Genomic DNA, 24,473 nt, shown 5'->3' with positions numbered 1-24,473 from the left:
CTACGTAAATAAATTCAGGTAACCGTCAATCAGCGCATCTCCGCAGCCGTAGGCAATGAGCGCGCCCAGCGCCAGGTACGGCCCGAACGGAATCGGCTGCCGGGCACTTCCGTCGCCGCTTCGTTTGTCGGCCCGGAGCTGGATGCTCCCGCCGATCGTGCCTGCCAGGCTGCCGATCATGAGCGCCAGCAGCGTTCCCGGCCAGCCGAGCGCGAGGCCGATCACCGCGAGCAGCTTGACGTCGCCGAGGCCCATCCCTCCCCGGCTGATCAAGGCGACGGCGAGCAGAAGGCCTCCGCCGGCCAATGCGCCCAGCAGGTAATAGAGGATGGAATGCTCGCCGGGGTAGAGAATGCGCAGCGCCAGAAGCACCGGCGCAAAAGCCAGCAGCACCTTGTTGGGGATCCGCATATAGCGGATGTCCGACACGGTGACGATGACGGCGAGGCTGGCCAGCAGCGCGCCGATCGCCCCCTGTGCCGTCAGGCCGAACCGGAGGTAGGCCCAGACGAACAGCAGGCCGGCCGCCAGCTCGCCGGCCGGATAGAGCGCCGACACCGGCGCAGCGCAGTGTCGGCAGCGTCCCCGGCTGAGCGCATAGCTCAGCACGGGCACGAGGTCCCGCGCGGCGAGCCGCTGCCCGCAGGACGGGCAGCTCGACGGCGGCGCGACGAGCGACTGGCCGAGCGGCACGCGCAGGCCGACGACGTTGAAGAACGAGCCGCAGGCGAGGCCTAGGAGGAAGAGGTAGAGGGCGATGATTAAGAACATGATGATTCAAACATTAGGTATTGGAGTTGTTATTGGAGGTACCTCCAGAGGAGGACTTTCCATCTTTTAGCTTTTCCGGAGTATATTTTTCATCATCCGAAATAGTTTCATCATTAGCACTGATTCCTACATATAGCAAATTTCCATTCGTATCGAATTTAACTTCTCCCGCTTTAATTTTTTCCTTGGTGCTAGGAAGAGTCAAATTAGAATCCAAATAATTTTTCGCCATTAATTCCGTAACAACATTAATAGATTTACTTTTAAAATCACCGTTATTCTCTGTAGCAATATACATCCTAGCAGCATCATAAATTTGCTGAGCTGTCGCAATATCCGATTTCTCTCTAGACTTATTCATGATATTGCTGATTACAGGAATCGCAATCGCCGCAATAATACCCAAAATAACGATAACCGCCAAAAGCTCGATCAGCGTGAAGCCCTTCTCATCCTTCTTCAGACGTTTCAATACTGCTGTCATCTCGATCACTCCCATATTCATTTTGTTGTCATTCTCAAGGGCATCAGGGTTCACTGCATGCCCCGCCTTGCCTTCCAAGCTGCCCATCCATCTATGTCATTCATTCTTGTTGTCTATCCCATCTGCCCGTACAAGCTGAACATCGGCAGCATGATCGCCGCGACAATCAGCCCTACGATTCCCGCCAGGAACACGATCAGCAGCGGTTCGATCAGCGACTTCAGCCGGTCGACGGTGTTGTCGACGTCCATCTCGTAAAAGTCCGCCACCTTGGCGAGCATCTGGTCGAGCGCCCCGGTCTCCTCGCCGATCGCGATCATCTGCGTCACCAGCGGCGGGAACACCCATGCCTTCTTGAGCGGCTCCGACAGCGGGTTGCCCCGCCTCAACGAGTCCGCCGATTTGCGCAGATACCCGGCAATGACCCGGTTGCCGACCGCCTCCTCCACGATGTGGAGAGACTGGAGCATCGGAACCGCGCTTGCATACAACGAGGACAGCGTTCGCGACACCTGGGCGATAGCGCCCTTTTGCTGCAGCTTGCCGAATACCGGCATCTTGAGCTTGAGGTAATCGAGACCGTAGCCGCCCCGCTCCGTCCGCGAAATGCCGTATACCCCGCCGACAAGCACGATCGCGACGAGGATCCAGATGTACCACTGGTTCTCGACGCTTTTGCTCATCGCCATGACGATCTTGGTGATCGCCGGCAGCTCCGCGTTCATCGACTCGAACATCGCGACGAACTGCGGCACGATCGCCTTCAGCAGGTACACGACCGCCGCGATTGCCAGAATGCCGACAATGACGGGATACGTGAGCGCCGACTTGATCTTCTCCCGCGTCACATGCCCCTTCTCGAAGAAGGTCGCCAGCCTCTCAAGCGTCCCTTCCAGGTCGCCGGATTCTTCGCCGGCCCGAATCATGCTCGTGAACATGACCGGAAAAATCCGCTTGTGATCCTGCGCGGCCTGGGAAAACGAGGTGCCCCTCAGCAGGGCGGAGTGCACATCCTGCAAAGCCTTGCGCAGCGCCTTGCTCTCCGTCTGCTGCGCGAGAATCTCGGTCGCATCCACGATGGTGACTCCGGCGCGGATCAGGGTGGCGAACTGGCGGCAGTAGACGATGAAGTGAGCCGTCTTGACCGGATTGCCGATATAGATGTCCATGTTGAGGACGGTGTTCCGATGCTCATCCAGCGAAAGGACGATGAGGCCGCGCCGCCGCAGCTCTTCCATGGCGGACGGCTTGTCCATCGCCGTGAGCATGCCCTTCAGCTGCTTGCCGCTGCCGCTCTTGACGTGATATTGAAATTGCGCCAAGCGTCACTCGCCCCTTTCGCTCAAATAAGCCCTGGCTTCCGCCGGATCGGCCAATCCCTGCTGGAGCAGCGTCCGCACGCTCCCCTCCAGCGTGCACATGCCTTGCGCCCTGCCGGTCTGCATGACGCTGCGGAGCTGATGAACCTTCTCCGTCCGGATCAGGTTCGCCACTGCCGGTGTATTCACCATGATCTCCGCCGCGCACAGACGGCCCGTGCCGTCCGCGCGCCGCAGCAGCCGCTGCGACTGCACCGCAATGAGCAGCGAGGCGAGCTGGGAGCGGATCTGCCCTTGCCTGGATGCCGGAAACGAATCGATGATCCGGTCCACCGTCTGCGGCGCGTCGGCCGTATGCAGCGTCGACAGGACGAGATGGCCCGTCTCCGCCGCCGTCAGAGCGGCGGCCATCGTCTCCGGATCTCGCATTTCGCCGACCAGGATGACATCCGGCGCCTCCCGCATCGCCGCGCGCAGTCCGCTCTCGAAGCTGGCTGTGTCGATTCCGACCTCCCGCTGATCGATCAGGGACTTTCCATGGGGATGGACGTACTCGACCGGATCCTCCAGCGTCACGATATGGCGGCTCGACGTCCGGTTGATATGTCCGATCAACGAAGCCAGCGTGGACGACTTGCCGCTTCCCGTCGGACCGGTGACGAGCAGCAGCCCTTGGCGGCGCTCCGCCCACTCCCGGGCGATGACAGGCACTCCGAGCTCTTCCAGCGAAGGCACAGAGGCCGGGATGACCCGCGCGGCGAGACTGATGCCTCCCCGCTGCCGGAACGCATGGAGGCGGAACCTCGTCCCATCGGCTTCATAAGCGAGATCGGCCTCGCCTTGCTCGCGGAGGCTGGTCTCCATCCCGCTGCCGAGCAGCGGCAGGATCATCGCCTCCGCCTCCGCAGCGGTGAGCGGCGCTCCCCAGCTCTCCAGCCGTCCGGCCGTCCTCAGCATCGGAGGCGCGCCGGGCGACAAATGAAGATCGGAGCTTCCTCTGCGGCGGGCTTCGCCAAGCAGCTCCAGCATCCTGTCCAGCGGCTGCTTCATCGCCATCTCTCCTGTCTCATGCTCTTTCTCGGTTCCTTCCCGTTCCCCATGTCGACAACGCGGAGCCTCTTCGCTTCTTAAAGAAGGCCTCTTGCTCTTACTGCATGACCGCCTCGCGCATGACCTCCTGGAGCGTGGTCAGACCCTGACGCACCTTCTCCATGCCATCCTGCAGGAGGCCCGTCAGCCCGGCCCGCTCCGCAGCGGCTCGCAGCTCCAGCACCGACGCCTCGCTGCCGATCATCCGGCGCAGCTCGTCCGAGACGGCCAGCACCTCGTGGATGGCGATCCGTCCGCGGTAGCCGGTCTTGCTGCAGCTGCCGCAGCCGGCGCCGCGATACAGCGTATCCGTCTCCACGCCGTAGCTGCGGAGCAGGATGGCTTCCTGCTCCGTCGGCGCATGCGCCTGCCTGCAGTCGGGGCACACCCGGCGCACGAGCCGCTGCGCGACGACGCCGACGAGCGAGCTGGCAATCAGGTAAGGGGCGATGCCCATGTCCCGGAACCGGGTCACCGTGCTGACCGCGTCGTTCGTATGCAGCGTCGACAGCACGAGATGGCCCGTGAGCGAGGCGCGGATGGCGATCTCCGCCGTCTCCGAATCCCGTATTTCCCCGACCATGACGATATTGGGATCCTGCCGGAGAATCGAGCGCAGGCCGGCCGCGAACGTCAGGCCGATCGCCGGATTGACGTGGACCTGGTTGATGCCGTCAAGCTGGTACTCGACCGGATCCTCGACGGTGATGATGTTTTCGCTGTCCTTGTTGAGATGCTGGAGCGCAGAGTAGAGGGTCGTCGTTTTGCCGCTGCCGGTAGGCCCGGTCAGAAGCACGATGCCGTAAGGCGACTCCACCATGCCTTTGAAGAGGCTGTAGTTCGGAGCGCTGAAGCCGAGCTGGTCGATGCCCTTGACGCCGACGCTGAGATCCAGAATCCGGAGCACGAGCTTTTCGCCGTGTATCGTCGGAAGCGACGAGACGCGGATATCGACGGTGCGGTAATCCACCTGCATCTTGATGCGTCCGTCCTGAGGCAGCCGGCGTTCCGCGATGTTGAGCCGGGCCATGATCTTGAGACGTGCCGTAATGAAGCCCTGCATCTGCTTCGGAATGACCCGCTCCGAACGCAGCATGCCGTCGATCCGGTAGCGGATGACGACCTGGCTCTCGCCGGGATCGACGTGGATGTCGGATACCTGGAGCTGGACCGCCTGCTGAATCATGCCGTTTACCAGGCGCACGACCGGTGAGTCCTCGTCGGTGATCTCCATTTCTCCAATGTCTTCCTGCAGCGGCAGGTCGCCCATGATCTGGCTCATGGAATCCTGCAAGCCGTAGAACCGGGCGATCGCCCGGTTCAGCTCCTCCTTGCTGGAGATCGCCGGCTCGATCCGGAAGCCGGTGCTCATCCGCAGCTCCTCGATCGCGAAGTAGTCGAGCGGGTCCGCCATGGCGACCATCAGCTTGCCGCCTTCCTTATGCAGCGGAATGACCTGATAGCGGCGGGCAAGGCTCTCCGGAATGATCTGGGCGATCGAAGGGTCGATCTGATATTTGAACAAGCTGACATGCGGGATGCCAAGCTGGAACTCCAGCACTTCGATGAGCTGCTGCTCCGTAATATATCCCTGCGCGATCAGAAGGTCCCCAAGCTTCTGCTTGGATTTCCCCTGCTCTCGCAGCGCTTCCTGAAGCTCCGCCTCCGTAATGACGCCGCTCTCCACAAGCAGGTCGCCCAGCCTCTTTTTCCCCATGCTCATGCCTGCTCCGCCCTCCGTCCGTTGCTCTATGTAGTAGTGATTCGGCAATTGGAATCGTTTTTTTTAGGTCTTAGGTCTGAAATTTAACTCTATTTTCAGGACGGAATGTGAAATAACATTTAGAGAATATTGATATATCGTTATACATTCTCATAATTACTTCTGATTTGAAGGGGATATCAGCTATCTAGAACTATTTTTTGCCGAAATATATCCTTATTTAGGCATTTGAATTATAATCTTAGATACCTAAATTAGTCTATATTTCCTATAAAATTCTCGACATTCGGAAGGAGAATTTATCATGACACGCCGTCGGCGCGCCCTCGTCTTTTATTCGCTCATCCTGCTCCTTCTGATCCAATGCCTTCCGCTTCCGCCTGGCCAAGCTCCTTCCACAGCTTCCGCCGCCAGCGCAGCCGACCCATGGCGCATCCTGGAAATCACCGATTCCGGCACGACCGACCTCAGCCTGGGGTCCAGCTACAAGGTCGATACCTTCTCCATGAAGAAGTTCGTCGCGATGCGGACCGACATCGACGGCCTGTACGATGCGGTCTATATCGGCAAGGGACTATACAACCCCGAAAGCCTCGCCCTGCTGACCAGCAACGACGACCGGGACAAGGCGCATAAAACGAAGGATATCCTGAACGACATTACACGCCTGAAAGCCCAGGCTCTTATTGACGGCTACGTCAACAAAGGCCTGCTCGTCCTGCTCTACAGCGACAGCGCCACGAAAAACGGGCTGCTCTATCAAGGCAAGGCCGGAACTCCCAATCCAGGCGTCCTTTATGAAAAATTCAGCCCCTACAACACCCCGTCCGGCAAACGGGAAAATGTGCTGTACCTGGACGCAAACGGCCTCAAGAATTTAGGCTCCACTCTGGCCCAGACCAAATACATCAGCCTGCTGGACAAACGTCCGCAGCTCAAGCTGACATCGTCGCCGGTCAACTATACGCTGAACCCCGACAAGATCTACCGAGCGGGCGACGTGCTGACGTTTCAATACGACAAGCCTGCACGCTCCGGCCTGCGGGCCAATCTGTACCTGAACCAGGACTCTTCCCTTCCTTACGTTACGGATCAGATCGTAGCCTCCTCGGACGCAGCGGGCTCGGCAGGCCAGCTCAGCTTCCGCATGCCGAGCGGCTTCTCCGGCCTCTACTATTGGAAGCTTGAGCTGGTCGACACCGACAGCGGCCTGAAGGATTACGAGTCCGGAGTCATCCGTTATCGGGACAAGCTGACGCAGATCAGCGTTCTTCAGGTGATGCCCAACGGCAACACGTACAGCGCGCTCACTCAGAACTCCGTCCTGACCCAAAGCTTCCTGTCGTCCGAGGACTACAGCATTTCCATCCGAACGACCGACATGACGAGCTTCAACAAGGCCGGCTCCGAAACGAGCTACGACAAGATCAGCGGCCGCTACGACATGCTGATCTTCGGCTTCAAGGATTCGTACAACGGCAGCGCCGGCATCTCCCAGCCGGCTGCGGACGCCGTCAACGCCTTCATCAAGACGGGCCAGAGCGTCATGTTCACCCACGACACCGTCTACATAAGCAGCGGCACGACCGACAACGTCTGGACGAGCAATTTCAAGAAAAGCACCGGCCAGACCGGCACGTACACGAATATCGGCCTCAACGCGAGGCTCGCATCCACCACAGTGCAGAACGTGAACGACGGCCTGCTCACCCGGTTCCCTTTCAATCTGCTCACCGACTCGGGCGGCAAGGCAAGGACGCCCAAGGTCGCCAGCACGCATGACCAGTATTTCATGCTGGACCTGGAAGATCCCGACGTCGTGCCCTGGTACAACATCACCGGCGGCAGCGGCTCGAACATCCGGGATCCCGAGGACAGCTACAACCACTACTACACCTACTCCAAGGGCAACGTGACCTACTCCGGCACGGGACACAACTTCACGACCGGAGCGAGCACATTCCCGGAGTGGGAGCAGCAGCTGTTCGTCAACACGATGTACCGGGCCTACATGGGGTCCAACCACAAGCCCGATCTGAACGTGCAGCTTCCGGTCGCCTACAGCGCGGCCGCCGACAACATCATACCGGCTTATCAGAACATTCCGGTGAGCTTCACGCCGGAGGATCTGGATCTCAATGACCGCAAGCTGCAGGCCAAGGTCGAATTCACCTACACCAAGGACGGCAAAAAGGTCACGGAAACCAAATACCAGTCCAGCCAGGCGCTCTCGGGAGCTCTAATCTCGGAATCGTATCCCAATCCTCTCCCGAAGGGCGGAGATATCGAGGTCAAATTTTCGGTGCAGGACAAGCAGGGAGCCAAATCGGAGGTCGTCATCCCGGTCAAGATTCGGGTCGTATCGGCGGATCTCCAGGTTTCCAGAAGCATCGATGGTCTGTTGAAGGAATCGATGGCCGTTCGGGGCAAGGATTTTCAGCTGAACTATCGCATCCTGCCGCAGCCGGTGCAGAACCGTCAGGGCGAAGAGAGCCGGATGGTCATCGCCTCCCCGACCTTCACGGAGAAGCTGCCGGCGAACATCGAGGTGAGCGGCCTCCCGGCCGGCTTCTCCAAAACCGGCACCTTGGCCGAGGGCTATACGATTAGCGGCAATCTGGCCGATATCCAGTACCGGCCGGATGCGTCCGGCACCTTGTACTCGGCGAGCCCCGTAACCTTCTCCCTGACCGCCAAAGCCTTGCAGACGGGAAGCTATTCCCTCAGCTCCGCATCGCTCGGCTTCCGCAACATCGGGCAGCTGACGGCTTCAGAGGCCTCATTCAATGCGGTGTCGCTGGAGGCGGTCGTGCCGCTGACAAGGCTGGAGATCACCGGAGCCGAGCTGGGCAAAGGAGACAGCTACAAGCTGCTCCCTTCCTATGATCCCGCCGACGCGACGCTGTCTCGGCTTACGTGGACATCCAGCAATCCAAATGCCGTCATCGTCAACGACAACGGCACGGTGACCGGGCTCAAGGAGAACTCCAGCTCCGTCATTACCGTAACGGACGGCATTACAGGCATCAGCTCCTCGGCGACGGTCCGGGTCATCCAGACGGGCCTTTCGATCGCTACTGCCGACGGACAGCTGCGATACGTGCTCGGCAGCCGGATCGGCCTGCAGGCATCCCTGCTCAAATCAACCGGTGAAATCGTAAGCGCCGCGGGAGTGGAATGGTCGGTGACTCCTCAGAGGGAAGGCGACAGGGGCGTGGAGGAGAAGAAAGGCACGGACAATAAAACCTGGACCGGCGCTTTGTATCCGACGCAGCCTGGCGAATATGCCGTCTCCGCCACCGTAAAAACCAATCTGCATACCTACACCAGCCAGACCGTCACGATTGCCGTCACGGAACCGGACCTGAGGCTGAGCGGGCCTTCCGTCATTGTGACCGGGGACAATCTTGCCGAGTGGTCCCGCGTCTGGGGATCGGTTCAGCCTGTGGACGCGGCCGCGCGGCCGATCGATTACCTCTGGTCATGGACTCCGACAGCTGGCGCAGCCGGTTCCTCGCTGTCCGGCAGCTCGACTCAAAGCAAGCGGCTGGCCGCATCACAGGCCGGAAGAGGCATCTTGCGGCTGGAGACGCGTCAAAAGCTTGGCAATAACGAAATCATCACGCTGAACGTCCGGACTATGGATATCTCCATTGCCGCCGCACCGTCGCTCCAGTCCGGCAAGAACAGCCTGCTGCCGGGAGAAACGACTCCGCTGACAGTGAGTTGGCCGTCCAGTACAAGCGTGCCCGCCTATTCGGCAGCTTGGTCTACCGGACAAGGCGGCTCCATCTCCAGCGGGACCTCTTCAGGGGCATCGTTTGCAGCGCTCAAGCCGACCACGGATCCGGTCCGGGCCTCGGCAGCATTGCGAATGGAAACGGGATTCGCCCTGACGCTGTACAAGGACATCGCCATCATCGATCCCGGACTCAAGCTGTCGGGGCTGTATGACCGTATTGCAGTCAACCAATCGCTGACCGCTGCCGTCGGATCATCGAATCCGACCGTAAATCTCGATTTTGCCAAGCTGGTCTGGTCGCTGGAATCCGCCCCTTCAAGCTTGGCTAAAACGGAGCGGTCAGCTCCATCCAGCCTTGAGCTGACCGCGCTAAAGCCCGGAACCGGCACGCTCAAGGCATCGCTCCCTATGAGCGAAGCCTACACTACGGAAGCATCGAGATCTTTTGCCATTGTGGACTTCCAAACCAAGGATGCATATCGAATGAGCAAAGGAGATCGGCTTGCCAGCTTGAATTCACTGATTCAGGAAGCGAATCCCGATAGCTTGAAAGCCGATATCCTTGCCGGCATCGTATGGACGAGCAGCAACAGCTCCATTGCGAAAGTCGCAGCCAGCCCCAAAGACGGCTACAGCCTCACGGGCTTAAATGAGGGCATAGCGACGCTGACGGCATCCTACCGGGCTAACGGAGCGGCAGGCGGGCTGATCACCCGCAGCTTGACGGTAACGGTCCAAGCACCGCAGCTCAGCCTCGATGCCCCTGCGGATCGACTTGCGCCAGGACAGTCGCTGACCCTCCAAGCCGGATGGATGGACCCGGAGAACGGCCGCTCGATGGATGGCTTGAGCTGGTCCTTGGCTAGCGGCTCCGATTCGACGGCCAGCCTGAATCCTTCCGCCGGCCATCCGGGACAAGCCTCGCTGACGGCAAAGGCGCCCGGAACCGTACAGGTCCAAGCATCCGTGCCTTTATCGGATGAAGATGCAGCGCCGGCGAGCGCAACCAAGACGTTTACCGTTGTCGATTTCAGGCTGGAGGAGCTCTCTCCGATGATTAAGGGAGAAAAGCTGTCTCTCAAAGACAACGGCCTGAGCGTCATGCCGAATGCCCAGGCTTCCACAATTGTCCCGGATATCAGCTGGACAAGCAGCAACGCCAATGTTGTTCAAGTCAACGACAATGGCGTCTTGACGGCCGTCGGCAAGGGTACTGCCACCATTCAAGCCCGATATCAGGCCAATCTTGAAACCGGAGGAACGATTAGACGCGAATTGGCCGTAACCGTATTGGAGCCTCAGCTCCAGATTGCCGGCATCGGCGATCTGCTGCTTGTCGGCCAATCCACGACAGCGACGGCAAGCTGGGCAGCTGGAGAATCCCTTCCGCTAGGCAAGCTGCAATGGCTGGTCTCATCGGGCGAGACGAGGGTCCGCATAACTCCGGACAGCAATCATGCGGCTATAACCGGCCTGTCGCCCGGCTCCGTGACGCTGAAGGCACAGATTGCCTTGAACGCAGGCTACGTTCCGTTCAAAACCAAAACCATGGCCGTTGTCGATTATCGATTGCCGCAAACGCTAGCCATGACCCAGAATGACACCAAGGGACTCGACAAGGTTCTGACCGTGCTGCCGGACAAGTCCTACTTCGAGCGGGTCAGCTCCCAGCTCGTCTGGACGAGCAGCAATGTCAATGTCGCTGCCGTCGAGAACGGCTTGGTCAAAGCCAAAAATAGAGGATCGGCCACATTGACCGCAACATACGGAAACACCGGCATCAAGCGCAGCGTCCAGGTGACCGTATCCGCTCCGGCCGGCGACCGGTATTAATTGATGCCGCTGGCAGAGCCGCTGCCTGATATTCCGGTGGAGCGGGAACCAAGCTGAGACCCCGGCTGAACATGGGAGCCGCTGCTTCCAATCGCTATCGCGATCATCCCGATGGAATAAAAGGTCTGCAGAGCCAACGAATCTCCCAAATACCAAAGAACCCGGAAGGCAGCGAGCCTTCCGGGTTCTTTTCTGTCCGTTCTCTCAATGCTTCAGCAGCTTCAGCGGTCCCGTCGTCAGCCGGACCTTGTTCACTCGCGGCAGAGCGACATTCTGATGGGCAAAGACTTGATCGTTGTATTCGATGATGAAACGCGCCTGCTTCTCATTCAAGCCTGATTGCTCCGCAAAGATCAGCCTGCCCTCGGCAGCATTCTCTGTCGTGGAGCCGAGAGTCGCATTGAGCGTCAGATTGCCTTTGGAAAAGAAGCCGCCGTTCAGCCAGAAAGCGCTGCCGACCCCATATAGGCTCGCCGAGCTGTCCGTGTACAAGAATGCGTCCAGCACCTGGCGCTCGCGCTCCGCCGCCGAATCGTACCCCTGCTCGTCCAGCCGCTGGAACGAATCGACCCGGTACAGGCCGATAGGTCCGAGACCGATGAGCACGAGCTCCCTTTTGCTTGTATCTCCCGAGAGCTTCAATCCCCGGATCGCCGCGTCGCGTATATCGGTGCGTCCCAGCGCCAAGATGGTGGCATCCACATCTACCTGGCCTGAAATCTCGACATTGCCTGTCACGAGCAGATTGCCCCGCAGCCGCAGCTTGTCGGCGGCATCCTCCTTATTCCCTTGAAGAATAAGATCGCCGTTTACGATCAGCCAGTTGCTGCGCCCTTTATTGGCGAAGTCGATCGATTTCAAGTTGGGACCGAGCACCAGGGGACCGTCGATAATCGCTGAGGAGGGACGCTTCACGGTTTCGGTTCTCATTCCTATCGTGGCCAGCTTGCCCCCGAGCACATCGATTTTACGGTTATAATCATCCATTTCCTGGTTGTACGTCTCCAGCATCTGCTGATACTCTGCGAGAGCGGCCTCATACTCGTCCCAAGCCGGATCTGCTGGAGCTTCAGCGACCGGGATTCCGGTCCCCGTTCCGCCTTCCGCCGCATCTCCCGCATCTGGAGCGGGATTCGGCTCCTGAGGCGGCGGTTGAAGAAGAATATCGGGCATAACGGGTTCTAGCGGAAGCGGCGGCATGCTCTTCAAGTCCTCATAGGAGCCGGCATAATCTTTTCGCAGCTTCGTGACCAAACCCGGCGCCTGCCCGGCGGCATAGACATTTTGAATAACCGTCCGATCCTGTCTGTACGCCAGCTCTCCCCTCGCGCTCCGGTCTCCGAGCGAATCGCCCACCTTGTCCAAGAAGGAGCTCAGCACGTCGATGGACACGAATTTCTGAGCCGGCATCGGATCAATGACATCTGCAAGCCCATGCGTAACCGCCTTCTCCGCGGACGTGATGGTCCCATTCAAGCTTTTGTCGTAGAAAGGAATGTACCCGCCGGGAACTCCGCTTCCATATGTGGGGCCATAGCCATAATAAAGATTTTGCGGATTGCCGGTAATCAATCTGCCGGAACCGTCGACCGGATTCCCATTCACGCCGAGCTTCGGCTTCAGATACATGAACTGCGACTTCTGCGTCCGCTCTACCGACTGATAAATGAACTCTGCGGCATCGTTCATCCTTAAGCCTTGGCCGGCATACAGATTGCCCATAAAATAAGGCGCGCCGTGAACCGTCAGCAGGCCTTCCGAACCGAATGCGTACTTCAGAAAGTCCGGATACGTATCGAGGACGATGACCTGCTGCAGCCGGCGTAGGGCTCCATCAACCTGAGCTTCGGCCGTCACAGTCAGCGAGTATTGATAATCCGCCGCAGCGCCGCCCGATCCTGGAGGAAGGCAGCGCCCCGACCCCTCTTCTTCTTTTGTGCAGCGTACGCTGACAACCTGGTAAAATGGCGGGGCCGCCGCATCAAGCTTGCTGCCGCCCTTCATATCTCCAAGCTGCTCGTTGAAGCTTTTCGTAAAGCTCGTCAGCTGGTTGCCGAGATCATCGGGATCGATGGTCCGGTTGTTGAACCTCTCATAGATGGCGGCGATCGCCTCGTCCAGCCCCTTCTGGGCCAGATGAAGGCTCTGCACGTTCTCCTCGCTGCGCTCCGTCCGCATCGCCCCTCCAAGGGCGGCTCCCAGCACGGCCACTCCGAGCATGGTAAGCAGGAGAATAAGAAAGACGACGAGCAGCAGCGACGAACCCCTATCGTCGCTTAGGTGAAGGGCACGCCTTCTAGAATCCGAACCGGCTCTCCAAATCAAGCGTGTAATCCCTCCCCCCATATGATTGCAGCAATCTCAATCGGATCGTCAGCAGGCCGCTGGCGCATTCCTTGCCTCCGTCCTCGCAGCCCAGAAGGATGGAGGAGGAGGCTTCTCCCTCTGTCACGAGCGAAGACGTCAGATCCAAAGCGTCTCCGGAATCCGTCTCTTCGAGCACGGCTGGATTTTTCCCTATAAACAACGTTCCTTTGCCATTGGCATCCTTGCCGATACGGACGACTTCCGCTTGCGTTTCTGCAAAAGCGGGAATCAGCCTGACGCCGCTGCCGGCATCCAGCTGCGCCAGCTTGGCCGGACCGTATGCATACAGCTTGGTCATAATGGCCGTCATGGCCAGATCGCCTTCATCGCGCAAGGAATTCTGAATCTTCACCCGCTCATAGGAGCTCATCCCGAACGTAATCGTCGCGTAGATAACGCCCAGGACAACCGACAGCAGGCTGAGAGCGGCGATCAGCTCGATCAGCGTAAACCCTCCGTCCTCCTTGCGGAGACGGTCAACGAATCGTTTCATCGGTCAAATACCCCTCCACTTCCACGCTATCGCCGGGACTTCCCGAATACGGAGCCACCGTCACGATGACAGGCAGCAGGTATCGGTCGATCCGGCTTTGCGTTCCATCGCCCTTGCGAATTTCATCCAGCTCGTCCGGGGTCAGCTGGAGTCCGGGAGCAAGGCTCTCCTGATAACGGACCGACACGGTATACCGTACTCCGTTGATGTCAGGATGCAGCACCTGCTGGAGGACGGCCGGATTTTTCGCCAGTCCTTGGCATGCTTCCTTTCCGGATGGACTTGAACAGGCTTCGCCGCTTAGAATCCGGAGCGAAGCGCCGTCCTCCGCCTTGGAGAGATAATCCTTGAGCGGCTGGAAAGGCTGCTTCTGAAGATAAGAGAGCGCGTTGCGCCCGAGCTGAACGGCGATCGTCTTGCTCTGGTTGTGCTTGGAATAAGACATCGCTTGAATGAAAAACCCGCTCAGCGTCAACGAAACGACCGACAGAATCACGATCGAGGCCATGATTTCGACCAGAGTGAATCCTTCTTCTCCCCCGCTGCCGCCTGGTTTGCGCATGATGATAACCTCCGCAATCTGGTTGATGCTATATTCCCTATCATCGTCAGAATCGGGAGCCTCCGTTAGGTCTTTTGGAATAAACAAGGGAACTTTATAGGGTCTAAGGGCTCAGTATTCATTGCCATGCCGATAGGCTGTCGCTGCAAATCCAAAATTCTAGTCGCCATCCCCTAGAACGGGAAACCGAAGCATCTCTAAAGCCCTCGAAACGCAAAAAAAAACAGAGCCCCAATAAGGGCTCTGTTCTCCGGGGTCTATCCGTCCAATTGCTGTTAGACCCGCTTGGCTCCGCGTCCGCCGCGTTTGCCTTCGGTATTCTTCTTGAGCGACGAGATCCGTTCTTCGCTGTCTTTTAGGAAACGGGACATCTTATCCTCAAAGGAGGGCTTGCCAAAAGCAGGACGTCCTGCGCCGGACTTGTTGAACGGACGGCCTCCGCCGCCGCCTCCAGGTCCACGGCCTCCGCCGCCGAAGCCTCCACCGCCGCCCGGACCGCGTCCGGCGCCGCCTGGACCTCCAGGTCCGCCTGGGCCGCGTCCGAATCCGCCGCCTGGGCCGCCGGATCCGCCTTCGCGGTTGAAGCGCTCGCGAGCAGGTGGCGCGCTGCCTTCCGGCCGGTCAATCGCCTGCTTGATGGACAGACCGATTTTGCCGCCTTGGTCGATGTTGATGACTTTGACCGTCACCACGTCCTCCAGCTTCAAATGGTCCTTGACGTCCTTCACGTAATTATCGGCAATCTCGGAGATGTGTACGAGGCCGGTGACACCCCCCGACAAATCGACGAATGCCCCAAAATGAGTAATGCCTGTCACTTTGCCCTGTAATTTGGCGCCCACTTCTATTGCCATAAAATAAAATGTTCCTCCCTAAAAGTATGTGCGAAGCATGATCTGCCGCCCATGGGGCCGTTCATGCCGACCCTCCCGCGGAAGGGCACGCTTGAATCAATTATAGCGTAATCGCAAAAGCAAGGTCAACAGACGCGAGCCCGCTTCCCTGCTGCCCTGCGGGTTCTCAGTCATTCGGCTGTATAAGCTGCTCCCCGGGCTTCACGAGTCCCTGCTGTTTGGTTGCCAGCTGAGCGATGTATTCCGGGTCGTTGAGCTGCTTGATCTTGGCCTGCAGCTCTTTCGTCGTTTTCTGTATTTCCGCCAGACGGGCCTCCGAAGTTCCGAGACGCTCCCGGGTCGCGGCCTGAGCCTGCATTTGAGAGAACAGGGTATACCCTGCCCACGCTAGAACTACCGTCATGAACAGAAGCCATAGCTTGTATCTTCTGCGCGAACCATCCGTCACGTGATTTCCTCCCGTTCCATCGTGTAGATTAAGGCTTGAAGGACCGGAAAGCATTCCAATCACTTGCGGAAAAGCCTCTTCCAAGCCTGAATGAATCCATTCGACACGCGGCGGGCAGTCTCCTGCACCTTCCAGCGAATCATCATCCCCTGCAGCCAAGAAAGCAGCGGCCGAGTCAGCGGGCGGATCATCCAGAGAATCAATTTGGCGAGCGGTCGCAACAATTGTAGCACAATCTTCAGGATGAAAATAGAAAAGACGGCCAAAAATCCGGCCAAAACCCGAAGAATCCGGTAGATGCCTATGACAGGCCGGATCAGCAGCAGATCCATGCAGCGCAGCAAAAAGCGTATGACCGCTCTGGTCGCGCGGATGAGCCAGCGGACAAGCGCAATGACCGTCCCGCTCAGGGCCAGAAAGTAAAAGCAGATCCCGATCAGGATTCCGAGATATACATACGCCCGCACCTCGCCGTTGTTGCTGGCGTACAAAATCCGGAAGGCGGCCAGCGCCGCCGCGAGCCAATAGCCGATATCCAGCACAGGCAAAATCCACCGGGGAAAGCGAAGCTCATGGGATACGACCCGGTATCCGTCGAACACGCCTCCCATCAGCAGGCCTGTCGCCATCATCATGGCCAGCGTCCAGCCTTGGGTGTCCAGCGTCACTTGAAGATCTTCCCGAATAATCCCTTGGATTTGACGCTCTGGCTTCCATCCAGGTAGGCGAGAGAATGGACAAGCCCTTCGATCGCGACGAGCTCTTGCTCCAGGCTGAGATGCTTCATATGCAGATTCTGGCCTCGAATGGCTAGAAAGCCAAGCTCGGTCTCGAGCAAAAACTCCTCGTTGTCGAAGCTTTCGACGTTGAGTACGCCCGTTATCTCCAGCAGCTTGCGGTTGAGCATCTTGACCTCTTGCCGCTTCTGCCCTTTTACAGGTTCAATCATGCCTCGTCCCCTCCTTATAAGCCTATGCTTATTAGGAGGGGACGAGTTTTAGAACCTATAGGAGTGGGGGGTAAGCATCATTAACCTCCTGCCGGAGAGTTGAAACAGATGCTTCCCGAACTTTATTGTATGCCTTGTCCGGGCCTTAAATGCCGGCTTGGACTTCTTTGACCATTTCGGATACGGACAGAAGGCCGCCGCCGGAAAGATACCAGTATTGCGGGTTCAGGTAGATGATTTTGCCTTCCTTGGCCGCATTTGTTTTGTTCACGAGTTCGTTCTCGATGACGCCCTTGGCGTTATCTCCTTCGCCCAGAGCCGCATCGCGGTCGATGACGAACAGATAATCCGGGTTTTTCTCCCCGATGAACTCGGATGTGATGCTTTGGCCGTGCGTTTCAACCTTCAGCGTCGGATCTACAGCTTCTACTCCCATGGCGTCATGGATGATGCCGAAGCGAGAGCCGACGCCGTATGCGCTCAGCTTGCCGCCGGCAGCCAGAACGATGAGGCCTTTTTTGCCGTCTGCCTTCGCTTTTTCATTTACGGCATCCACGCTCGTCTTGATCTCGGCCAGCTTCGCATCTGCATCGGCTTCCTTGCCGAACAGGCTTGCCAGCATCTTCACGTTGCTGGAGAAGGAGTTGAAATAATCGGTCTGGTCGAGCTCGACGAACAGCGTCGGAGCGATCTTGCTGAATTCTTCATAAGAGTCCTGCTGGCGTCCGCTGATGATGATCAGGTCGGGCTTGACGGAGTTGATCTTCTCGAAGTCGGGCTCTTTCAGTCCGCCTACGTTCGCAACCTGGCCGCTCTTGTACTTTTCCAGGTAAGCAGGAAGGCTTGTCGCGGGAACGCCCGCGATATTCGCCTCCAGGCCGAGCGCGTCCAGCGTATCGAGAGAGCCGAAGTCGAAGGCGACGATCTTCTGCGGATTTTTCGCAATGGTGGCTTCGCCGAGCTTGTGCTTGATTGTGACCGTGCCCCCGTCCGCCGCTTCGCCGCCTGCATTGGCTGCCGGGCTCGCATCGGGAGAAGCCGCTGGAGCTGGAGACGCGCTGCCGCCGTTGTTGGAATTCGAGGAGCCGCATGCCGACAGCACCAGCGTCAGCACCATGACCGCAGCCAAGGAGAGCCATTTCATCTTTTTCATAGGTGTTACCCCCATATCGTCATAGTTGGAATTTTCGCTTGCTTCTTCAGCCGAAATAAACGCATACCCGCCTGCCGTCCACTTCCTGGATCGGAACATCCATCCCGTACAGCTCCTTGAGCACTTCCTGCGTGACGATCGTTGATGTCGTGCCTTCCCGGACAACCTTTCCGTCCTTGAGAGCGACGATATGATCCGAGTGGAAGCTGGCGAAATTGACGTCGTGAATGACGAGAATGACCGTCTTCCCCTTCTCCTCCACCAGGCGGCGCAGGACATGCATGATGCCGACGGCATGCTTCATGTCCAGATTGTTGAGCGGCTCGTCGAGGAAGATATACTCCGTGTTCTGGGCGACGACCATCGCGATATACGCGCGCTGCCGCTGTCCTCCGCTCAGCTGGTCGATGTACTTATGCTGCATCGGACCGAGCTCCATATAATCGATGGCCTCCTCGACGTAAGCCCAGTCTTCCTTGCGAAGACGGCCCTGGCAGTAAGGAAAGCGGCCGAAGCTGACCAGCTCCCGGACGGTAAGCCGGACATTGATATGATTGGATTGCTTGAGAATGGAGAGCTTCTTCGCCAGCTCCTTGTTGTCCCAGGAGCCGATCGGCCTGCCCTCCACGAGAACCTCGCCCTCGTCATGCGCCATCAGGCGGGTCATCATCGACAGCAGCGTGCTCTTGCCTGCGCCGTTCGGACCGATGAACGAGGTGATTGTCCCCGGACGGATCGAGACCGAGACGCCGTCGATGACTTTTTTGCCGGCATAACTCTTGGATACGGATCTGGCTTCAATCACGCTCGATTCTCCTTTAGCAGCAGGTAGAGGAAATACGCTCCGCCCGCAAAGTTGATGATGACGCTGATTGTCGTCGAGAAGGTGAACACATGCTCGACCAGGAACTGCCCTCCGAGGAGAGCGATGAAGCTGACGAGCGCCGCGCCCTTTATCAGAGCGGGATGGCGGTATGTGCCGAGGAACTGGTAGGCCGTGTTGGCGACGAGCAGCCCCAGGAAGGTGATCGGACCGACAAGCGCCGTCGATACGGCGACCAGCACCGCGATGATGACGAGCAGCTGGCGTGTAACGCGCTCATAAGGAATGCCGAGATTGAGCGCGTGATCCTTGCCGAGGGACAACGCGTCCATGTACTTGGACAGCCTCCAGTACCACAGCAGGACGGCTCCGATCAGCACATAGGAAAGCGCCAGCAGATCGTACTCGATGTTGTTGAAGCTGGCGAACATCTTGGCCTGGACGACCAGGAAATCGTCCGGATTGATGAGCGCCTGCATGAAGGACGACCCGCTCTGGAACAAGGTCCCGAAGATGAGTCCCGTGAGCAGCAGCAGATAGATGCTGCTGTTCTCGCGGCGGAACATGAGCCGGTAAAGCAGAGTCGAGAAGATCATCATCAGAACAATCGACAGCAGGTAGTTCGCCTGCTTGTTGACGACAAGGAAAGCCATGCCCCCGAATGCGTACACGATGATCGTCTGCAGCAGGTTATAGAGCGCATCGAGGCCGATAATGCTCGGCGTCAGAATGCGATTGTTCGTAATCGTCTGGAAGATTACGGTCGACAGGGCGATTGCGAAGCCGGTAAGCACGATCGCCGCCGCTTTCTTGAGCCTTCTCGGGAGGGCGTAGCTCCAATCGTCCACCCCGTACGCAAGGAACAGCGCCGCCATGACGGCGGCCAAGCCTGTCAGCACCAGAAGCCTGCTCTTCACGGATAGTCCGCGGGACGCCTCAGCTTGCATATACATCCCTCCTCATGATGAGGTACAGGAAGATGATGCTGCCGAGAACGCCGACGATCAGGCTGATCGGCAGCTCGTAGGGACGGATGAGGACACGGCTCAGAATGTCGCATCCGATGACGAATATCGCGCCGAAGACGGCTGTGATCGGCAGGTTGCGCTGCAGGTTGTCTCCGCGGAAGATGGAGACGAGATTCGGAATGATCAGCCCGAGGAACGGAATCGACCCGACGGTCAGGATGACCGAGGAGCTGATCAATGCGATCAGAATGAGGCCGATGTTGACGATCTTGCGGTAGCTGATGCCCAGGTTGACCGAGAATTCCTCGCCCATACCCGCGATGGTGAAGCGGCTGGCGAACAGATAGGCCGCGATCGTGGCCGGCACGCTGATGTAAAGCAGCTCGTAGCGGCCTCTCAGCACGCCGGAGAAGCTTCCCTGCATCCAGGAATTCACGCTCTGGATGAGATCGTATTTGTACGCGAAGAAGGTCGTCACGCTGGCCAGCACGCCTCCGAACATAAGTCCGACAAGCGGAATGAACACCGCGTCCTTGAACTTGATCTTCTCCAGCATCTGCATGAAGACGAAGGTTCCGGCCAAGGCAAAGGCGAAGCTGACCGCCATCTTCTGCATCATGCTCGCACTGTCGAATACCAGCAGCGCGACGAGCAGGCCTAGCCCTGCGGCCTCCATCGTTCCCGACGTCGAAGGGGAGACGAACTTGTTGCGGCTGAGCTGCTGCATGATGAGGCCGGCGATGCTGAGGCTCATGCCGGCGATGATCAGGCTGACCAGTCTCGGCATCCGGCTGATCCAGATGAGCTCCTTCTGGTCGGCCGTAAGGGAGAACAGGTCGGTCAGAGACAGCTGCTGCACGCCGATAAACAGGGAGGTAAAAGACAGAATGACCAGCAGCGGCAAAAGAATGGCCATTCTCACCGGCTGCATCTCTCCATAGGCCTATGTAGGTGTAAATCTTTTAGTTGTATAAGAATGATAATCATTATCACTTACCCCCTTGTTTACTATAATAAAGCCCATTCGTCGAGTCAACCCTTTAATAGCGAGTATCCCAAGTTTTCTTGACAACATGACAAAAAAGCCGACCCGAATGCAGATGGCCTGCATTCGAATCGGCTTATTCATTTGCGCCCGCGGCGGGGAGGACTCGGGAATCCCGGCTAGAAGCCGAGGCCGTCATCCTCCCGCTCGCGCGCTTCTTCCTTGAGCAAGGTGTACATCGTCGCAGCCTCGTCCTTGCGGGTCGTCTCCGCCGTCCGCTCGATGCGGACGGTGATGTACTTCTGCCCGTACTGGATGCGCAGCTCATCGCCGGCTTTGACCGAGCTGCTCGGCTTGGCTTCGCGGCCGTTCACCCATACCCGGCCTTGCTCCGACACATCCTTGGCGACCGTGCGCCGCTTGATGAGCCGGGAGACCTTGAGGAATTTGTCCAGGCGCAATTTACTTGATGGCTTCTTTCAGTTTGTTGCCGGCTTTGAATGCCGGAACTTTGGATTCCGGAATCGTGATTTCTTGGCCCGTTTGCGGGTTGCGGCCGGTGCGGCCGGAGCGCGTGCGGGTTTCGAACGTGCCGAAGCCGATCAGTTGGACTTTGTCGCCGGATGCCAGGGCGTCGGTCACTTCGCCGAGGAAGCTGTTGAGTACGGATTCTACGTCGCGCTTGGTCAGGCCGCTTTTCGTTGCGATGCTGTTGATCAGGTCGTTCTTGTTCATTGTGATTTCCTCCCGATAATGGATGTTCATGTAAAGTGCGACAGCTGCCCTGCGCAAGCAGCAGCCGTTCCCTTATTGACGGACAAGCGGCGGCTTCCTGCCGCTTCTTGCCTTCTCTCCCGCAAGCGGTGCCCAGGAGCATGAGAGAAAATTTTACGAGGGTAACGTATTCGTCTCGAGAACGGATAAATCCTGCTGCCTGCCCAAATTTTTTTGCGGAAAAGGGTCGAGAAGCGGCGAATAGGGTCGAACGGAACCTATTAACCTTTCTTCTTCGCTTCATCCCACCAGCGATCCATTTCTAGTAGATCAGTCTGGTCAAAAGATTTGCCGTTTATACGGAGCTGCTCCTCAATATAGAGAAAGCGGCTGCGGAATTTGGCGTTCGTGCGGGCCAGCGCCTCTTCGGGATCCGCATCCAGGAAACGGGCCGCATTGACGACCGCGAAGAGCAGGTCGCCGAGCTCGCCGGCCTGGGCGTCCTTGTCTCCAAGCGCCGCAGCCTCCCGCACCTCGCGAAGCTCCTCCTCGATCTTGGCGAAGACCGGACCGAGCTCGTCCCAGTCGAAGCCGACCTTGGAGGCTTTCTTCTGGAGCTTGTAAGCGCGCATAAGCGCGGGGAGATCCTGCGGAATACCGTCCAGTACGGAGACGCGGTCCCCGTCCCTGCCTTTGATCCGCTTCTCCTCGGCTTTCATGCGTTCCCAGCTGGCGAGCGCCTCTCCGGAATCCGAAGCTCCCGCATCCCCGAACACATGAGGATGGCGGAACACGAGCTTCTCGTTCAGCTCCTGGATGACGTCGTAGACGTTGAACGCCCCGGCCTCCTCTTCCATCTGGCTGTGAAGCATGACTTGCAGGATGACGTCCCCGAATTCCTCGCGCATGCCGTCGGGATCATCCTGGTCGATCGCTTCGAGCGCTTCGTACAGCTCTTCGATGAAGTTCTTGCGGATGGACTGATGCGTCTGCTCCCGATCCCACGGACAGCCCCCGGGACTGCGCAGAATGGAGACAATCTCATGCAGCCTGTCGAAGCTGCGGTTCTGCAGCCGCTCATCGAAGCTGGCCGGTATGTAGACCAGGCTCAGGTTGCCGTACTCCTGGCCCCTGTCGAGCTCGTACAGAGGCACGGTGAGAATGCGCTCCTCGCCCGGCACCCCGAGCGCGTGCCCGATGACGACCGGGTGGTCCTCCGGATACCGCTCCATCAGCGTCAGCTTGACGTCCGACGCGGTGAAGGCATCGTAGACCTGCCCGATCAGCGTATGCAGCTGCGGCCGCAGCATCGATGTCTTGAGCTCCGCCGAATCGAGCAGCTGGAAGCCCTCGATCGGATCGAAGCCGAGCCGTGTGAAGGCCATGTCGAGGAAGCTCTCGCCGCCGAGCACGGTCAGCTCGATATTCTCCTGCGGACAAATCTCCCTCAGCAGCTGCACTGTGCGCTCGGCGACCATCGGGTGGCCGGGCACGGCATACAGGATGCCGGAGCCGGACGATTCGAAGTCCGCTTTGGCCAGGGAAGCCAGCTCGGAGACGATCCGGTCATACACCTCCGGGAATGATTCCGATTCCTCGTAGAACCGGTCGAACGGCTCCACGGCGATGCCTTGCTCGCGAAGCATGCTCATCATAGGATGTTTCTCGGTGCGGACATAGACTTTGGCCGCTGCCTGCAGCCTCCGCCATATGCCCAGCGTCAGCTGGTCCGCGTCGCCTGTGCCGAGACCGGCTACGGTGATGGACGGCCGGGCCGTTATGTGTTCAGCCGCTCCCGGCAGGCTGGATGATCCGGATGTCATGGCTGTGAATGCCTCCTTTTGGGACGAAGAAGAGCGCTCTATGAGGCAGGAAGAAGCTGAGGCCCCGGTAAGGGCGGCTTCCGCATGCGCTTGGCCCTCCTCTGACTTTACTTGTCCCGAGCCCCGGAAGCAAGCCGGACCGGTTCCAGAGGCCGAAAATAAGGATATTTTAACCTCAAACCCGGTTTTGGGCAGGAATAATGCGGAATCGGCGGAGGGAATTGGCGTATAGAGGGGCTTGAGGATGGAGGGATTGCGCGCTGCTCCCGGGCTGTCGGACATTGGTTCCGCTAGTTGACCGTTTCTGTGCCGGCCTCCCGGGCTATCGGACATTGGTTCCGCTAGTTGACCGTTTTGGTGCCCGTCTACCGGGCTATCGGACATTGGTTCCGCTAGTTGACCGTTTTGGTGCCCGTCTGCCGGGCTATCGGACATTGGTTCCGCTAGTTGACCGTTTTCGTGCCGGCCTGCCGGGCTATCGGACATTGGTTCCGCTATTTGACCGTTTTTGTGCCGGCCTGCCGGGCTATCGGACATTGGTTCCGCTATTTGACCGTTTTCGTGCCGGCCTGCCGGGCTATCGGACATTGGTTCCGCTATTTGACCGTTTTTGTGCCGGCCTGCCGGGCTATCGGACATTGGTTCCGCTATTTGACCGTTTTCGTGCCGGCCTGCCGGGCTATCGGACATTGGTTCCGCTATTTGACCGTTTTTGTGCCGGCCTGCCGGGCTATCGGACATTGGTTCCGCTATTTCCTTCTCCACTCTCGTTATCTGGATAAAAGTTCACAAATAACGGATCCTATGTCCGATAATCTGCGAAAAACCAATTTTAAGGGCAAATAACGGATCCTATGTCCGATATCCGTCAAAATGTTGTATTCCGTGCAGTCGAGTTGCTCCTGAATATTTCTATGAGTCTATGAGTCTATGAATCAATTCCTGTGAGGATGAATCTTCGTCAGAAATAGGTCTTCGTCAGAAATAGGTGTATGAAAATAATAACTGACCAACATGCTGTAGGCCTGAAAGCCGTTTCTCTTGGAACGCTTATGCAGCTCATTTTTGAGTGCTTGGCCGCCATTGAGGAAGCCTGCCGTTTGAGCAGCAACGGTATATTTAGAGACAAAAGCTTCAGCAGTTGAGCTTGGCTTCGGGTGCAGCCAAGGAGTAGCTTCAGGCCGGAGGCAGAAGCTTCAGGCGGCGCAGCCTGGCTTCAAGCGCCTCGCCGCCTGGCAGCTGGCGAAGCTCCGCTGCGCTGACGCCGCCCAGCCGAAGCAGGGCGGCGGCATAAGCCGCGCCGCCGGCCAGCACGCCGGCGAGCGTGAGCGCCGCGGCGAGCAGACGCGGCGGCAGCGCGCCGGCGAGCAGCG

At 58.3% G+C, this 24,473-nt stretch carries 21 protein-coding genes and 1 pseudogene; 2 read left to right on the top strand and 20 right to left on the bottom strand.

All coding sequences use genetic code 11. The features are described from left to right. The 5 genes from VE23_RS17050 to VE23_RS17030 form a co-directional block, all read right to left on the bottom strand. Positions 1 to 771 (bottom strand): prepilin peptidase, encoded by a 771-nt coding sequence (locus tag VE23_RS17050; RefSeq protein ID WP_049868641.1) that lies wholly within the window; start codon positions 769 to 771, stop codon positions 1 to 3. 13 nt (positions 772 to 784) lie between these two features. Next, the gene (locus tag VE23_RS17045; protein WP_232316983.1) at positions 785 to 1,342 is read right to left on the bottom strand and encodes a type II secretion system protein; all 558 of its coding nucleotides are present in this window, start codon (positions 1,340 to 1,342) and stop codon (positions 785 to 787) included. 26 nt (positions 1,343 to 1,368) lie between these two features. Then, the gene (locus tag VE23_RS17040; RefSeq protein ID WP_049868640.1) at positions 1,369 to 2,577 is read right to left on the bottom strand and encodes a type II secretion system F family protein; all 1,209 of its coding nucleotides are present in this window, start codon (positions 2,575 to 2,577) and stop codon (positions 1,369 to 1,371) included. 3 nt (positions 2,578 to 2,580) lie between these two features. Continuing rightward, entirely contained in the window at positions 2,581 to 3,624 is a 1,044-nt protein-coding gene (locus tag VE23_RS17035) for a type IV pilus twitching motility protein PilT (protein WP_049868639.1), read from the bottom strand. 97 nt (positions 3,625 to 3,721) lie between these two features. Then, positions 3,722 to 5,386 (bottom strand): GspE/PulE family protein, encoded by a 1,665-nt coding sequence (locus VE23_RS17030; RefSeq protein WP_048746274.1) that lies wholly within the window; start codon positions 5,384 to 5,386, stop codon positions 3,722 to 3,724. A 304-nt stretch (positions 5,387 to 5,690) separates the two neighbouring features. Between VE23_RS17030 and VE23_RS17025 the strand changes: the two genes are divergently transcribed. Next, positions 5,691 to 10,961 carry a DUF5057 domain-containing protein gene (locus VE23_RS17025; protein WP_049868638.1) on the top strand — a complete coding sequence of 1,757 codons (5,271 nt, stop codon included), beginning with the start codon at positions 5,691 to 5,693 and terminating at the stop codon, positions 10,959 to 10,961. Between the two features lie 204 nt (positions 10,962 to 11,165). Here VE23_RS17025 and VE23_RS17020 read toward each other — a convergent pair whose 3' ends face one another. From VE23_RS17020 to mazG, 14 genes are all read right to left on the bottom strand, one after another. Further along, positions 11,166 to 13,286: a hypothetical protein gene (locus tag VE23_RS17020; RefSeq protein WP_157053984.1), complete on the bottom strand. Its 2,121-nt coding sequence runs from the start codon at positions 13,284 to 13,286 to the stop codon at positions 11,166 to 11,168. After that, positions 13,258 to 13,821 carry a PulJ/GspJ family protein gene (locus VE23_RS17015; RefSeq protein WP_048746268.1) on the bottom strand — a complete coding sequence of 188 codons (564 nt, stop codon included), beginning with the start codon at positions 13,819 to 13,821 and terminating at the stop codon, positions 13,258 to 13,260. Before VE23_RS17015 ends, VE23_RS17020 begins: the two co-directional genes overlap by 29 nt. Beyond that, a complete protein-coding gene (locus tag VE23_RS17010) occupies positions 13,805 to 14,383 on the bottom strand; it encodes a type IV pilus modification PilV family protein (RefSeq protein ID WP_049868636.1) in 579 nt (192 codons plus the stop codon). Before VE23_RS17010 ends, VE23_RS17015 begins: the two co-directional genes overlap by 17 nt. A gap of 275 nt (positions 14,384 to 14,658) precedes the next feature. Next, on the bottom strand, positions 14,659 to 15,237 hold the full coding sequence (locus VE23_RS17005) for a S1 domain-containing RNA-binding protein (protein WP_049868635.1): 579 nt from the start codon (positions 15,235 to 15,237) through the stop codon (positions 14,659 to 14,661). A gap of 166 nt (positions 15,238 to 15,403) precedes the next feature. Continuing rightward, positions 15,404 to 15,685, bottom strand: a complete 282-nt coding sequence (locus VE23_RS17000) for an FtsB family cell division protein (RefSeq protein ID WP_021881321.1) — start codon at positions 15,683 to 15,685, stop codon at positions 15,404 to 15,406. Between the two features lie 59 nt (positions 15,686 to 15,744). Next, positions 15,745 to 16,353, bottom strand: coding sequence for a spore cortex biosynthesis protein YabQ (gene yabQ, locus VE23_RS16995; protein ID WP_232316982.1), 609 nt, complete (start codon positions 16,351 to 16,353; stop codon positions 15,745 to 15,747). Next, entirely contained in the window at positions 16,350 to 16,634 is a 285-nt protein-coding gene (gene yabP / locus VE23_RS16990) for a sporulation protein YabP (RefSeq protein WP_048748410.1), read from the bottom strand. The genes yabQ and yabP overlap by 4 nt, the downstream gene beginning before the upstream one ends. 145 nt (positions 16,635 to 16,779) lie before the next feature. After that, complete coding sequence (locus tag VE23_RS16985; protein WP_049868634.1) at positions 16,780 to 17,787, bottom strand: siderophore ABC transporter substrate-binding protein; 1,008 nt, start codon at positions 17,785 to 17,787, stop codon at positions 16,780 to 16,782. Between the two features lie 46 nt (positions 17,788 to 17,833). Beyond that, positions 17,834 to 18,592 (bottom strand): iron ABC transporter ATP-binding protein, encoded by a 759-nt coding sequence (locus VE23_RS16980; protein ID WP_048748408.1) that lies wholly within the window; start codon positions 18,590 to 18,592, stop codon positions 17,834 to 17,836. Continuing rightward, positions 18,589 to 19,557, bottom strand: a complete 969-nt coding sequence (locus VE23_RS16975) for an iron chelate uptake ABC transporter family permease subunit (RefSeq protein ID WP_049868633.1) — start codon at positions 19,555 to 19,557, stop codon at positions 18,589 to 18,591. Before VE23_RS16975 ends, VE23_RS16980 begins: the two co-directional genes overlap by 4 nt. After that, the gene (locus VE23_RS16970; RefSeq protein ID WP_157053983.1) at positions 19,547 to 20,500 is read right to left on the bottom strand and encodes an ABC transporter permease; all 954 of its coding nucleotides are present in this window, start codon (positions 20,498 to 20,500) and stop codon (positions 19,547 to 19,549) included. The genes VE23_RS16975 and VE23_RS16970 overlap by 11 nt, the downstream gene beginning before the upstream one ends. Positions 20,501 to 20,742: 242 nt before the next feature. Then, positions 20,743 to 21,024, bottom strand: coding sequence for an RNA-binding S4 domain-containing protein (locus VE23_RS16965; protein ID WP_021881315.1), 282 nt, complete (start codon positions 21,022 to 21,024; stop codon positions 20,743 to 20,745). 1 nt (position 21,025) lies between these two features. Beyond that, positions 21,026 to 21,328 carry an HU family DNA-binding protein gene (locus VE23_RS16960; protein WP_159442458.1) on the bottom strand — a complete coding sequence of 101 codons (303 nt, stop codon included), beginning with the start codon at positions 21,326 to 21,328 and terminating at the stop codon, positions 21,026 to 21,028. Positions 21,329 to 21,558: 230 nt separating this feature from the next. Then, positions 21,559 to 23,100 carry a nucleoside triphosphate pyrophosphohydrolase gene (mazG, locus tag VE23_RS16955; RefSeq protein WP_049868631.1) on the bottom strand — a complete coding sequence of 514 codons (1,542 nt, stop codon included), beginning with the start codon at positions 23,098 to 23,100 and terminating at the stop codon, positions 21,559 to 21,561. Between the two features lie 383 nt (positions 23,101 to 23,483). On the opposite strand from mazG, the gene VE23_RS26595 reads away from it, so the two are divergent. Beyond that, complete coding sequence (locus VE23_RS26595) at positions 23,484 to 23,882, top strand: hypothetical protein (protein ID WP_157053982.1); 399 nt, start codon at positions 23,484 to 23,486, stop codon at positions 23,880 to 23,882. Between the two features lie 394 nt (positions 23,883 to 24,276). Here VE23_RS26595 and VE23_RS27100 read toward each other — a convergent pair. After that, a pseudogene (locus tag VE23_RS27100) lies at positions 24,277 to 24,473 on the bottom strand (polysaccharide biosynthesis protein); the annotation flags it as partial.

The organism is Paenibacillus sp. D9 (genome assembly GCF_001188365.1).
Lineage (GTDB): Bacteria > Bacillota > Bacilli > Paenibacillales > Paenibacillaceae > Paenibacillus_O > Paenibacillus_O humicus.
Note: the sequence above shows the minus strand (reverse complement) of the source record. Positions and strands in the feature narration are given on the sequence as shown.

Bases quoted from the DNA above. Each gene is read 5' to 3' on its own strand.
- VE23_RS17045 (WP_232316983.1), bottom strand. From the start codon at position 1,342: ATGGGCAGCTTGGAAGGCAAGGCGGGGCATGCAGTGAACCCTGATGCC.
- yabP (WP_048748410.1), bottom strand. From the start codon at position 16,634: ATGATTGAACCTGTAAAAGGGCAGAAGCGGCAAGAGGTCAAGATGCTC.
- VE23_RS17010 (WP_049868636.1), bottom strand. From the start codon at position 14,383: ATGCGCAAACCAGGCGGCAGCGGGGGAGAAGAAGGATTCACTCTGGTC.
- VE23_RS17025 (WP_049868638.1), top strand. From the start codon at position 5,691: ATGACACGCCGTCGGCGCGCCCTCGTCTTTTATTCGCTCATCCTGCTC.
- VE23_RS17005 (WP_049868635.1), bottom strand. From the start codon at position 15,237: ATGGCAATAGAAGTGGGCGCCAAATTACAGGGCAAAGTGACAGGCATT.
- VE23_RS17015 (WP_048746268.1), bottom strand. From the start codon at position 13,821: ATGAAACGATTCGTTGACCGTCTCCGCAAGGAGGACGGAGGGTTTACG.
- VE23_RS17030 (WP_048746274.1), bottom strand. From the start codon at position 5,386: ATGAGCATGGGGAAAAAGAGGCTGGGCGACCTGCTTGTGGAGAGCGGC.
- VE23_RS16960 (WP_159442458.1), bottom strand. From the start codon at position 21,328: ATGAACATCCATTATCGGGAGGAAATCACAATGAACAAGAACGACCTG.
- VE23_RS17050 (WP_049868641.1), bottom strand. From the start codon at position 771: ATGTTCTTAATCATCGCCCTCTACCTCTTCCTCCTAGGCCTCGCCTGC.
- VE23_RS16975 (WP_049868633.1), bottom strand. From the start codon at position 19,557: ATGCAAGCTGAGGCGTCCCGCGGACTATCCGTGAAGAGCAGGCTTCTG.
- VE23_RS16985 (WP_049868634.1), bottom strand. From the start codon at position 17,787: ATGAAAAAGATGAAATGGCTCTCCTTGGCTGCGGTCATGGTGCTGACG.
- VE23_RS17035 (WP_049868639.1), bottom strand. From the start codon at position 3,624: ATGAAGCAGCCGCTGGACAGGATGCTGGAGCTGCTTGGCGAAGCCCGC.
- mazG (WP_049868631.1), bottom strand. From the start codon at position 23,100: ATGACATCCGGATCATCCAGCCTGCCGGGAGCGGCTGAACACATAACG.